Source organism: Streptomyces sp. NPDC093591 (genome assembly GCF_044764885.1).
In the GTDB taxonomy this organism is placed as follows: Bacteria; Actinomycetota; Actinomycetes; order Streptomycetales; family Streptomycetaceae; genus Streptomyces.
In genome coordinates this window covers 597135-608714 of the sequence record NZ_JBIWIY010000001.1, presented here as the reverse complement: position 1 = coordinate 608714, position 11580 = coordinate 597135, and the positions used below count along the sequence as shown (strand labels likewise).

Genomic DNA, 11580 nt, shown 5'->3' with positions numbered 1-11580 from the left:
CCGGGCAACCGTTCGAGGCATCCCCACTCCGGCGCAGCCGTGCGCCCGGAGCCGAGAATCCGGAGTTCTTCATGCGTCTTCGCCCCGCTCTCCGCCGTACCCGCGTCTCCGCCCTGGCCGCAGGGCTCGCGGCGGCGGGCGCGCTGACCCTCACGACGCCCGCGTCGGCGGCCACCGCCCAGGCCGACGTCACCGCCACGCTCCGCGTCACGATCACCGACGGGGACTCGGTCATGACCCAGACCGCGGGCGTCTACACCTGCCACAGCGACTTCACCGTCGGCCAGGCGAAGGACATCTCCGTCACGGTGCCGGCCGGCCAGTGGGTCCAGGTCTTCAGCAGCCACGGCTGCTACGACGCCCTCAACATCAGTGGCGCCACCATCGAGAGCGACGGACAGGTCATCAGCTTCACGCTGTGACCGGCGCTGTCCCTGGGCATGCCGGGAGCCGGCACGGCACCGTAACGGTCGGTCAGTTCTCCTGGAGCACGGAGAGAACGTTCCCTGCGGGGTCGGTGAACCACGCGATCGCCGCGGGGCCGCCGTTGCCGACCCGGACGATGCCCTTCTCGTCGTGGTCGAACCCGGCGTAGCGCTCCAGGGTCACACCGCGGCGCTCCAGTTCGGTGACCGCGGCCTCGATGTCGTCCACGGGGAAGTTGAGAATCGTGAACGTCGCCGGGGTGTGCTGCTCCTTGGGGTAGACGAAGACCTGCGCGCCGCTGCCGAGCTTGACGAGCAGCATCCGCATGTCGCCCTCGCCGGTCTCCTCCGCATCGAGGCCGAGTACCTCCCCGTAGAAACGGCGTGCCTCGCCGAGGTCGTCGACCGAGAAGCCGCTGAAGGCCTGCGACTGTCCGAACATGGTGTGTTTCTCCTTCATGGGTGAGCCGTCCTGGCCTCTCAGGGCACACCACCCGGCGCCGAAGCCGGACGCGCGCCGCGCGGGCGGCGTCCGGATGGCGTGCGTCCTTCACCCGCACGAAGCGATGGCCGCGTTCAGCGACGGCAGCGTCTCAAGGAGTTCGCGCGCCCTCGCGTCACGGGTGGTGACGCAGGAAGCCCAGGTCCTCGCCCCAGGCGTCCAGCACCGCGCCGTGCCCGGCCCGCCGGGCGGCCGCCTCGACCTGGGCGAAGAGACGGCGCTGTGCCGGTACATCGCCGGTGGCCGAAATACGGTCCACAGCGGCGAGCAGCCTGCCGGTGTCCCAGTCGGGCAGCGGGAAACGGGTCAGCTCCCACTCCAGGTATTTGTTGTAGGGGCGGGGGCGACGGTCGAGGGCGAAGAGCAGTTCCAGGAGAAACCGGATGCTGTCGGCGGCGTCGAGCCGGGCCGCGAGCGTGTGTCCGTCGCGGTCGTTCTTGATCGAGCGGTACAGGGAGTTGGCGTAGGCGTCGAGCCACCCACCCGCGTCCCGGAAGGCCTCATCGGCGTCGAGCCGTGCCTTGCCGGCCACGATCTCGGCGATCCCTCCCTCGAGCCGGTCGAGCACGATCCGGGCGCGGGCAAGGGCGTACCGCTCGAAGCCCGGCATACCGGCGGCGCGGAATTCGTCGAGGGAGACGATGACGAGGTCGAGTTCTACGGTGCGGTGCCCTGTGAACCGGGTGAGCGTCGTTGCCGCGCCGTCGGCGAGGACGACGTACAAGTCGTGGTCGGAGTGGTCGGTGGTCATGCCGTCGTGGGCCCGGGAACCCTTGAGGACCAAGCCGACGACGGCTGGATCAGCGGCGGCGAGTTCGATGAACGCGTCGTAGGTGAGGGGCTGCTGAGCAGTCATTGCGTGATCTCCGGTGGAGTGGTGACGGGTATGCCGGCCGGGCGGCCCCGTCCGATGGGGTCGCCGACACCGTCTGCGGCGGCGCCTGGCCACCGCCCGGGAGATCAACGCACGTGCGGACTCTATCCCCGGACCGACCGGGACGTCTCGCGCTCGGCCGGCCTTGAGCGGACACAGCGGGTGCGCCTCGCCCCCCGGCGGTCCAGGGGAGCGGGGCGGTGGGCGCGGCGGCGGCCGGGTGGGACCGCGACCTGCGCCGCGAGGTCGCGCTCAGGCTGCTCGTCCTCGACTCCGGCATCGATCCCGATCCGCCCATGCGGTTCGACCGGGAGGGCGTCGCGGCAGCCGGGGTTGAGGTGTCGTCAGGTCGCCTGCGGCGGCAGGAACCGCGCCGACAGGTCGTCCAGGCTCACCATGCCGGTGAGCCGGCCCGTTACGTCCGGGACTGCGGCGAGCGGGGCCCGGCATCGGCGCAGCGGGTCGATCGCGTCGGCGACCGGGGTGCACTCGGTCGGCTCGAGTTGGGCGGGCCGGCGGGCAGGCCGAGTGCGGCGCGCAACGGCGTGTCGATCGGGATCCGTCGGTCTGGCGGACACGCAGTGGCTTGCGTGGGTCTTCCTCCGGTCAACGATCGTGGCCGAAACACCGTTCCCGATCCCGTAGGGCGTACACCACCCGTGGTTCCGTCACGCGGCGGAAGACCCGCTGGACGGCAGGGGCGCACAGCCCGGTCATGATTGCCGCCGCGACCAGCGTGACGGTGATCTCGCCGACGGGCTGCCGGATCCAGGCGGGGTCGTACCAGCCCCAGTACTTGGCTCCCTGGGCGACGAAGCCGTGCAGCAGGAAGCCGCACAGCGTGCCCGCGCCCAGCGCGGTGAACCAGGTCCGGCGCCCAGGGACCCAGGCGAGGAAGCAGACGACCAGGACGGCCGAGCAGCCGAAGGTGGCCAGTGTCATCACGGGGCCGTACCAGGCGGGCGCGGCGAGTTCCTCGGCGCTCTCGCTGTGGAAGAACCAGGCGTAGTTCATCCGCGGGACCGTCCAGTAGGCGACCGCGAGGGCACCGGCGAGGACCGGCAGGGCCAGGACGCGCACCGCGCGGCGGCGGACCAGCCGGACATGCTCCGGCCTCAGGAGCGTGCCGAGCACGAAGTACGGCAGGAACTGCAGGACCCGCTGCAGTCCGAGGTCGTCGCCGATGGAGGGCGAGAGGGTGGCGAGCATCGCGACGGCGAGAGCCAACGGCAGTGGCCACCGCACGAGCCGCCACAGCGGTGACGTCAGCCGCCAGATGAACAGCGCCGCGAGGAACCAGGTGAGGTACAGGGGATCCAGCAGGCTGATCGGCCGGTCGGGATCCTGGCTGGTCCATCGGGTGAAGAGGGTGTACGCCACCTCGAAGAGCGCGTAGGGAACCACCACACCGGTCAGCAGGCGTGCGATCTTCCGTGGCTCCGCCTCGAAGCCGCGCGAGAAGTAGCCCGAGATCACGGCGAACGCCGGCATGTGGAAGGCGTACACGAGTACGTACAGCGCGGTGACGGCCCGGCTTCCCTCCCGCAACGGCTCCCACGCGTGGCCGACCGCCACCAGCACGATCGCCAGGTACTTGGCGTTGTCGAACAAGGGGTCGCGATGATCGACCCGTCTCGGCACCGCTCCCGCGGACGGCAGCGGCCGCTGCTGTCGCTCCGGTGCGCGTGTGACGGTGGGTACGGGTGTGGCGTCGGCGGACATCGCAAGCACCCTAAGCACACCTCCGCACGCCGCTTCAACCGCGCTGTGTGCGAACGCACACGTATGAGCCACCCCGGCCGCGGAAACCGCACCGTCAACTTCTACATTACTGTAGAAGTTGCGGGCGTCCGGTTCGGGCGGCCGACAGCCCCTACCCCGTTTGGAGTTCTCATGGCCCTGTGGGACCGCATCAAGGAGTCCGCATCGACGATGCAGACCCAGCTGGCGGCGAAGAAGAACGACCTCAAGAGCGGCGCCTTCCGCGACGCGAGCATGGCCATGTGCGCGCTGGTCGCCGCCGCCGACGGCACCATCGACCCCTCCGAGCGGCAGCGCGTGGCCCAACTGATCGCCGGCAACGAGGTGTTGCGGAACTTCCCGGCCGACGATCTGCGCCGGCGCTTCGAGGAGAACCTGAACCGGCTGACCACCGACTTCGACTTCGGCAAGGTCAGCGTGATGCAGGAGATCGCCAAGGCGCGGAAGAAGCCCGCCGAGGCGCGGGCCGTCGTCCAGATCGGCATCGTCATCGGCGGCGCCGACGGGAACTTCGACGAGGACGAGCAGGCCGTCGTGCGCGAGGCGTGTTACGCGCTCGACCTTCCGCCGCACGAGTTCGACCTCTGACCGGTCGGCGTCCCGTGCGCCGGGCGGACGCGAGCGGCGTCGGCCCGGCGCGGCAGGTCAGCGAATGTCTTCGGGGTCGAGGTCCGTCCCGACGACCAGGGTGACCACGTCCGCCGCGGCGTCCGGCGCCCGCGTGGCCCGGACTCCGGGCAGCCGGGCGGCCAGCGCCTCGGCCGACTTCTCCAGGCCCGCCGGATAGGTGACGGTCGTGGTACCGGTGTCCTGCGGGGCGTTGCCCGTGCCGACGACGGTGAGGCCGGCCGCGCGGAGCTTCTCGGCGACGGTGGCGGCCCGCCCTGATACGCCGGTGCCGTTGAGGACCTGGACGCGCACGGAGGAGGCGTAGAAGGGATCCTTCGTCTCCGCCTGAAGTTGTTTCTTGGCGACCTCCTTGTCCTTGGCCAGGGAGGTGAACAGGTCGGCGGCCTGCGGGTACTGCCAGACGACGTTGGCCTTGTCGGTGGCCACGTCGGCCTCCCGCGGATAGTTGGGCACGGTGAGGAACGCCAGGCGATCGCTGGGGATTCCCTTGAGCTGCGACGCGAGTCCGTACAGCGGCTTGATGCCGGCCAGGTCGGGGTCCGTGGTCAGGGACTTGGTGGCGGAGCCCAGGAAGCCGTACAGCGCCTTCGGGTTGGTCAGTTTGGCCTTCGCCTTCTCGGCCAGGGCGTTCATGAACTCCTGCTGGCGTCCGATGCGTCCGATGTCGGAGTTGTCGCCGACGCCGTAACGGACCCGTACATAGCCGAGGGCCTGCTCGCCCTCGACGGTCTGGCAGCCGGCGTCCATGTCGAGGCGGGCCTTCTTGGAGTGGATGGCCTGCTCGGGGCAGACCTCGATGCCGTCCAGGGCGTCGACCATGCCCTTGAAGCCCTGGAAGTCGACGGACATGAAGTGGTCGATGCGCAGGCCCGTGTTGGCCTCGACCGTCTTGATGGAGCAGGCGGCGGCCCCGGCGACCTCGCCGCTGGTGCCGCCGATCGCGAACGCCTCGTTGATCTTGGCGTGGTGCGGGGCGGAGTCGCTCCCGTCGCCCTTGTCGCAGGCCGGTATCTCCACCCAGGAGTCACGCGGGAACGACACGACCGCGGCCCACTTCCGGTTCGCGGGGACGTGCAGCACCATCAGCGTGTCCGACTGCATGGTGGTCAGGTCCTTGCCGTACTCGGCGTTGGCGCCGTCGCGGCTGTCGGAGCCGACGACCAGGATGTTCTTCGAGCCCGGGCTGAGGTTGACGGGACGGTCGCCGCCGATCTTGTCGTCGACGTCGGCGGACTTGATGTTGGAGTTGAGGTCCTGGTAGACCCAGGCGCCCACCCCGGCGATCCCGAGGACGACCACCGAGGTCACCCCCGCGCCCCACGCCAGGACCCGCCCCCGCCGCGTCGGCCGGGCCTGCCCCCCGCCGGCCGGCGTACGCCGACGCTTCCCCGTTCCACTCATCCGCGCCCCCTCAGTAGATGTACGGCCGCAAGGCCCGGTCTCCTCACCATGACCAGACCACGATCTTGGCAACATCAGTTGCCTGAACCGAACGAAATGGCGAAACTCCGCGCCTGATCAGGTGCCCCCGCGTTCCCTTCACAGGGGTGTCGCCGCGCGCAGGACGAGGACCAGCGTCACCGCCGAGTTCGCGGACGACATCGCCGACGCGGCCGTCCCCGCGGCCGCGCACCATGCCGCGAGGCCCACCGGCGTGAACGTCGACGGCCGTCGGCGTACCGGCGGAGCGGGCCCGAGCAGCGCGGCCACCCGGCGCGGCACCGGCCCCGGCGCCGCGAAACCGGCGAGCGTCGCGACCGGGGTGTCCCGGGACACGAGCGCCGCCTTGCCGATCGCCGACGCCACCGTGCGCCGGCTGCCGACCGCCCGGGCCGCCTCCTCGTCCGCCCAGCGTTCCGCCGTGTAGGACACCGCCGTACGCAGCGGACGCAGGAACGGGTTGGCCCGCGCGGCCAGTTGGACGGCGAGCAGGAAGCGGTGGTGCCGCGCGGTCAGATGGGCCCGCTCGTGGGCGAACAGCGCACGGCGTTCGGCGGGTTCGAGGTGGTCCAGCAGGGCCGTGGTCACCACGACGCGGGCGCGGCGCCGGCCCGGAAGCGCGTACGCGTACGGCACCTCGTCGGGGAGGACGGCGACCGTCGTTCCGGGCAGTCCGGTCAGCGCCCGGTGGGCACGGCGGCGTACCCGTCCGTGTCGCCACAGGGTCCGGCCGCAGAGCGCGATCACCGCGCACAGCGTCGGAATCGCGGCCTTGCCGGCGACCTCGTCGTACGGCACCGCCGCCCGCACCTCGGGGTCGGACCAGCCGTCGGGCAGCGGGTTGCCGGGCAGTTGCGCGGTACCCACCACCATCAGCAGGGCCAGGCACACCGTGCTGCACACCGCCATCACCGCGGCCACGCCGGTCAGCAGCCTCGTCGCGGTGCGGGGGTGCAGGTGCTGCTCGGCCAGGCGGGCGATCGGCCATGCCGTGAGCGGCAGGACCAGCGGGAGAAAGACGAAAACCCCCATGCGGCGTCAGTCTTCCCCTTCGCTTCGGACTTCCCTTTCGCTTCGGGCTTCCCCTTCGCTTGGGGAGTGGCCCAGCAGTTCGCGCAGCAGCCGCTCGTCGTCCGGCGCCAGGCCGGTGACGAAGCTGGCCAGTACTGCTTCCCGGTCGCTCTCCGCGTCCAGCACCTTGCGCATCCGGTGCGCCGCGAGGCCCGCCTGGCCCGACGCCGACCGCCACGCGAAGGACCGGCCCGCTCGCTCCCGGGTGACCGCGCCCTTGGCCAGCAGCCGGGTCAGGATCGTGATCACCGTCGTGTAGGCGAGGTCCCCGCCGAGCCGCTCCTGCACCCAGCCTGCCGTCGCCGGGCCGTCCGCCTCCCGCAGCGCAGACAGGACCAGCGCCTCCAGCTCGCCCTGTCCCCGGCGCCGGGAACGCCGCCGGTCGTCCGCCATGCCCTGTCTCCCTTCCGCCGACCCGCGCGTCATGTGCGATACGTCGAGCGGTCCATCGTAAGGAAAGCGGAGGCCGGCGATGACCGGCCCTTTCCCCGCCCGCCGAACGGCACCGGTGTGCCGCCTACCCTCCCCGCTCCGCGTCGGCCGTCTCGTCGACGCGTTCGGCCACCCAGGCCAGGAAGGCCTGTACCTCGGGGGTGGGCAGTGGGGTCGCCGCGGTGCGCGAGGGGCGTTCATAGCTGCGCAGTGCGGCGTTCAGGAGCGGCCGGAAGCGTTCCTCGGACGCCGCGACCGCGTGCGCCGCCCGGCGCTTGGGCTGCCAGCGGCCCGTGCGGCAGTACTGCACGGAGCGGCAGCCGTTGAGGACCCGGTTGTCGGCGAGATGCCCTTCGCCGGCGCTGTGCTCACGGACCGAGGCGCGGATCGCGGTGAGCACGTCGGCGCGGGCGGGTTCGGCGATCGCTTCCCGCGCCGGCCTGCCGTAGAGCACTCGCCCGGCCTGGTGGGCGACGGAACGGTCGATGACGTACCAGAACGACAAGGACTGCGCCGGGTCGAGGCTTACCCGTTCGGGCAGCAGGGGTCCGGTGTTGAGGTCCAGCAGGTACCCGGCCTCGCCGGAGGGCCGGGCCGCGAAGTCCTCGTCGTAGACCACCAGCTCCAGTCCCGCCGCGGGGCACGGAAGGGCGGGGTGCGCCAGTGCGGCGGCCAGGTCGGGCAACGCACGCCCGCTCAGCGGCGCGTCCACGACCACGGTCACGTCGGTGTCGCTGCGCCCGTGCCGGTAGTCCCCGAGCGCGACGGAGCCCACGGCGATGACGCTCACCAGGTGGGATCCGCATACGGCGCGGGTTCGGTGGACGAGTTCCTGGAGGTAGGGGCGGAGTTCGGCGGGGACGGCGTGCGGGTCCACGAGAGTCCTGGTCATACGGTCAGTGTCGGCCCCTCGTCCGGGCGCCCCGCGCAGAAGACTCCCCTGCGCGGGGCGCGACGGCGCTCGTGACCCGGCTCAGGCGAGTTCCACCAGAAGATCGCCGCCCTCGACCTGCTGGATGCGGTTGATGGCCAGTCGGGCCACCCTGCCGGACTTCGCGGCGGTGATCGACGCTTCCATCTTCATCGCCTCGATGGTGGCCACCGTGGCACCGGCCGCCACCTCCTCGCCCTCCGCGACCGTGAGGGTCACCACGCCGGCGAACGGCGCCGCGACATGGCCGGGGTTGGCGCGGTCGGCCTTCTCCGTCACCGGGACGTCCGAGGCGGCCGCCCGGTCGCGGACCTGGATCGGCCGCAACTGGCCGTTCAGGGACGACATCACGGTGCGCATGCCGCGTTCGTCGGCGTCGCCGACGGCCTGCAACTCGATCAGCAGCCGCACCCCGCGTTCGAGGTCGACGGCGTACTCCTTGCCCGGGCGCAGCCCGTAGAAGAAGTCCTTGCTGTCCAGCACGCTGGTGTCGCCGTAGGTGTCGCGGTGCGTGTCGAACTCGCGCGTCGGCCCGGGGAACAGCAGCCGGTTGAGCGTCGCGCGCCGGTCCTTGGCCAGTCCCTTGCGGTCGTCGGCGCTCAGTTCCTGCACCGGCTTGGCCTCGGCGCGGCCCTGCAGCGCCTTGCTGCGGAACGGCTCGGGCCAGCCGCCGGGCGGGGTGCCCAGCTCGCCGCGCAGGAAGCCGATGACGGAGTCGGGGATGTCGAACCGGTCCGGTTCCGCCTCGAAGTCCTTCGGGGACACGCCGGCGCCGACCAGGTGCAGTGCCAGGTCGCCGACCACCTTGGAGGAGGGGGTGACCTTCACCAGGCGGCCGAGCATCCGGTCGGCGGCGGCGTACATCGCCTCGATCTCCTCGAAGCGGTCGCCCAGTCCCAGCGCGACCGCCTGGGTGCGCAGGTTGGACAGCTGCCCGCCGGGGATCTCGTGGTGGTAGACGCGGCCGGTCGGCGAGGCGAGGCCCGCCTCGAAGGGGGCGTACACCTTGCGCACGCTCTCCCAGTACGGCTCCAGGTCGCCGACGGCCTGGAGGTCGAGGCCGGTGGGCCGGTCGGAGTGGTCGGTCGCGGCCACGAGCGCGGACAGCGACGGCTGCGAGGTCGTACCGGCCATGGAGGCCACCGCCCCGTCCACCGCGTCCGCGCCGGCCTGGATCGCGGCGAGGTAGGTGGCGAGCTGACCGCCCGCGGTGTCGTGGGTGTGGATGTGCACCGGCAGGTCGAACTCCCGGCGCAGGGCCGATACGAGAGTCGCCGCGGCCGGTGCCCGCAGCAGACCGGCCATGTCCTTGACGGCGAGCACGTGGGCGCCCGCGTTCACGATCTGCTCGGCCAGGCGCAGGTAGTAGTCCAGGGTGTACAGGCGCTCGGACGGGTCGGACAGGTCGGAGGTGTAGCACAGGGCCACCTCCGCGACGGCCGTTCCGGTCTCCCGTACGGCCTCGATGGCGGGCCGCATCTGTTCGACGTCGTTGAGGGCGTCGAAGATGCGGAAGATGTCGATGCCGGTGGCGGCCGCCTCCTGCACGAAGGCGTCGGTCACTTCGGTGGGGTACGGCGTGTAGCCGACGGTGTTGCGGCCGCGCAGCAGCATCTGGAGACAGATGTTCGGTGCCGCCTCCCGCAGGGCCGCCAGGCGCTCCCACGGGTCCTCGGCGAGGAAGCGCAGGGCGACGTCGTAGGTCGCGCCGCCCCAGCACTCCAGGGACAGCAGCTGGGGCAGGGTGCGGGCCACGACCGGGGCGACGGCGAGCATGTCCTTGGTGCGCACCCGGGTGGCCAGCAGCGACTGGTGGGCGTCGCGGAACGTGGTGTCGGTGACGCCGATGGTCGGCGAGGCGCGCAGCCAGCTCGCGAAGCCCTCCGGACCGAGTTCGGCGAGCCGCTGCCGGGACCCGGCCGGCGGCTCACCGGCCGGCAGCGCGGGCAGCTTGGTCAACGGGTCGATCAGGTCGGGCCGTTCGCCGTGCGGCTTGTTGACCGTGACGTCGGCCAGGTAGGTGAGCAGCTTCGTGCCGCGGTCGGCGGAGTGGCGGGCGGTGAGCAGGTGCGGGCGCCGCTCGATGAACGACGTGGTGACCTGGCCGGCCCGGAAGTCGGGGTCGTCAAGGACGGCCTGCAGGAAGGGGATGTTGGTGGCCACGCCGCGGATGCGGAACTCGGCCACGGCACGCCGGGCGCGGCCCACCGCGGTGGTGAAGTCCCGGCCCCGGCAGGTGAGTTTGACCAGCATGGAGTCGAAGTGCGCGCTGATCTCCGTACCGGCGTGGGTGGTGCCGCCGTCCAGGCGGATGCCCGAGCCGCCCGGTGAACGGTAGGCGCTGATCCGGCCGGTGTCGGGGCGGAAGCCGTTGGCCGGGTCCTCCGTGGTGATACGGCACTGCAGCGCGGCGCCGCGCAGGGTGACCGTCTCCTGGGCGAGGCCGAGATCGGCCAGTGTCTCGCCGGCGGCGATGCGCAGCTGCGACTGCACCAGGTCGACGTCGGTGACCTCCTCGGTCACCGTGTGCTCGACCTGGATGCGCGGGTTCATCTCGATGAAGACGTGGTTGCCGTCGCGGTCGAGGAGGAACTCGACGGTGCCGGCGTTGCGGTAGCCGATCTGCCGGGCGAACCGCACGGCGTCGGCGCAGATCCGCTCGCGCAGCGCCGGGTCGAGGTTGGGTGCGGGCGCCAGCTCGATCACCTTCTGGTGGCGGCGCTGCACCGAACAGTCCCGCTCGAACAGGTGGATGACGTTGCCCTGCCCGTCGGCGAGGATCTGCACCTCGATGTGGCGGGGCTCGACGACGGCCTTCTCCAGGAAGACCGTGGAGTCGCCGAACGCGGACGCCGCCTCACGGGACGCCGCCTCGATGGCCTCGCGCAGCTGGGCGGGCTCCTCGACCCGGCGCATGCCGCGCCCTCCGCCGCCCGCGACCGCCTTGACGAACACGGGGAAGCCGATGCTCTCTGCGGCGGCGACGAGGGCATCCACGTCGGTGGACGGCTCCGAGGAACCCAGCACCGGCACGCCGGCCTCGCGGGCCGCGGCCACCGCGCGCGCCTTGTTCCCGGTCAGCTCCAGGATGTCCGCGCTCGGCCCGACGAACGTGATGCCCGCCTCCTCGCACGCCCGGGCCAGATCGGGGTTCTCGGACAGGAACCCGTACCCCGGGTAGACGGCGTCCGCTCCCGCGCGGCGCGCCGCGCGGACGATCTCCTCCACAGAGAGATAGGCCCGAACCGGATGTCCCGGCTGGCCGATCTCGTAGGCCTCGTCGGCCTTCAGCCGGTGCAGGGAGTTGCGGTCCTCGTGCGGGAAGACGGCGACGGTGCGCGCGCCGAGCTCGTAGCCTGCGCGAAACGCACGAATCGCGATCTCGCCGCGGTTGGCGACCAGCACCTTGCGGAACATTCTTGATCCCTTCAGCCTGCCGGTGACGGAGAGCACCCATGGTGTCGGCGGCGCCTCTTTCACGCCATGTGAGCCGGGCCACTTGCGGCCTAGGCTG

The 11580-nt window shown here is 71.6% G+C and carries 11 protein-coding genes; 2 read left to right on the top strand and 9 right to left on the bottom strand.

The window, feature by feature from the left end:
* The first annotated feature begins 71 nt into the window (after positions 1-71).
* Positions 72-422 carry a hypothetical protein gene (locus ACIREI_RS02605; RefSeq protein WP_403326557.1) on the top strand — a complete coding sequence of 117 codons (351 nt, stop codon included), beginning with the start codon at positions 72-74 and terminating at the stop codon, positions 420-422.
* Positions 423-474: 52 nt separating this feature from the next.
* Here ACIREI_RS02605 and ACIREI_RS02600 read toward each other — a convergent pair whose 3' ends face one another.
* From ACIREI_RS02600 to ACIREI_RS02585, 4 genes are all read right to left on the bottom strand, one after another.
* Positions 475-867 carry a VOC family protein gene (locus ACIREI_RS02600; protein WP_403326554.1) on the bottom strand — a complete coding sequence of 131 codons (393 nt, stop codon included), beginning with the start codon at positions 865-867 and terminating at the stop codon, positions 475-477.
* 175 nt (positions 868-1042) lie between these two features.
* A complete protein-coding gene (locus ACIREI_RS02595; RefSeq protein WP_403326551.1) occupies positions 1043-1783 on the bottom strand; it encodes a hypothetical protein in 741 nt (246 codons plus the stop codon).
* A 362-nt stretch (positions 1784-2145) separates the two neighbouring features.
* Positions 2146-2379 (bottom strand): hypothetical protein, encoded by a 234-nt coding sequence (locus tag ACIREI_RS02590; RefSeq protein ID WP_403326548.1) that lies wholly within the window; start codon positions 2377-2379, stop codon positions 2146-2148.
* A 28-nt stretch (positions 2380-2407) separates the two neighbouring features.
* On the bottom strand, positions 2408-3523 hold the full coding sequence (locus tag ACIREI_RS02585) for an acyltransferase family protein (protein WP_403326545.1): 1116 nt from the start codon (positions 3521-3523) through the stop codon (positions 2408-2410).
* A 171-nt stretch (positions 3524-3694) separates the two neighbouring features.
* Here ACIREI_RS02585 and ACIREI_RS02580 point away from each other — a divergent pair, with 171 nt between their 5' ends.
* Entirely contained in the window at positions 3695-4150 is a 456-nt protein-coding gene (locus ACIREI_RS02580; protein WP_403326542.1) for a tellurite resistance TerB family protein, read from the top strand.
* 57 nt (positions 4151-4207) lie between these two features.
* Here the strand turns inward: ACIREI_RS02580 and ACIREI_RS02575 are convergent, their stop codons facing one another.
* The 5 genes from ACIREI_RS02575 to ACIREI_RS02555 all read right to left on the bottom strand — a co-directional run bounded on the left by ACIREI_RS02575 (position 4208) and on the right by ACIREI_RS02555 (position 11483).
* Positions 4208-5593 (bottom strand): LCP family protein, encoded by a 1386-nt coding sequence (locus ACIREI_RS02575; RefSeq protein WP_403326540.1) that lies wholly within the window; start codon positions 5591-5593, stop codon positions 4208-4210.
* Between the two features lie 138 nt (positions 5594-5731).
* A complete protein-coding gene (locus ACIREI_RS02570) occupies positions 5732-6664 on the bottom strand; it encodes a M56 family metallopeptidase (protein WP_403326538.1) in 933 nt (310 codons plus the stop codon).
* A 6-nt stretch (positions 6665-6670) separates the two neighbouring features.
* Positions 6671-7096, bottom strand: coding sequence for a BlaI/MecI/CopY family transcriptional regulator (locus ACIREI_RS02565; RefSeq protein WP_403326536.1), 426 nt, complete (start codon positions 7094-7096; stop codon positions 6671-6673).
* A 124-nt stretch (positions 7097-7220) separates the two neighbouring features.
* Positions 7221-8027: an aminoglycoside adenylyltransferase domain-containing protein gene (locus ACIREI_RS02560; protein WP_403326534.1), complete on the bottom strand. Its 807-nt coding sequence runs from the start codon at positions 8025-8027 to the stop codon at positions 7221-7223.
* An 81-nt stretch (positions 8028-8108) separates the two neighbouring features.
* Positions 8109-11483 (bottom strand): pyruvate carboxylase, encoded by a 3375-nt coding sequence (locus tag ACIREI_RS02555; protein ID WP_403326532.1) that lies wholly within the window; start codon positions 11481-11483, stop codon positions 8109-8111.
* Positions 11484-11580: the final 97 nt, after the last annotated feature.